This is a genomic window from Thermoflexus sp. (assembly GCF_040289485.1).
Taxonomy (GTDB): domain Bacteria; phylum Chloroflexota; class Anaerolineae; order Thermoflexales; family Thermoflexaceae; genus Thermoflexus.
The window spans coordinates 1-297 of record NZ_PSLG01000085.1; the positions used below are offsets into that span (position 1 = coordinate 1).

A 297-nucleotide genomic window follows, 5' to 3' on the forward strand; every position below is an offset into this window, starting at 1 on the left:
TCTCCATCATCGGGGTGGCCCGCGAGGTCGCCGCCCTCACCGGCGGGCGCCTCCCCCTCCCTGCCCCGGCCGTCCGGGCCGCCGGCCCTCCCATCCGCCGCCGGGTGGCCGTCCGCGTCGAGGACCCCGAGGGCTGCCCCCGCTATTCCGCCATGGTCCTGGAGGACCTGCGGGTGGGGCCCTCGCCCTACTGGATGCAGTGGCGGCTGCGGCTGTGCGGCATGCGGCCCATCAACAACGTCGTGGACATCACCAACTATGTGATGTTGGAATGGGGCCAGCCGCTCCACGCCTTCG

1 protein-coding gene is annotated in these 297 nt (G+C 73.1%); it reads left to right on the forward strand.

The window, feature by feature from the left end:
• Positions 1 to 297, forward strand: a 297-nt coding sequence (locus C4313_RS10600) for a phenylalanine--tRNA ligase beta subunit-related protein (protein WP_352429838.1), incomplete at both ends; no start/stop codon positions are given.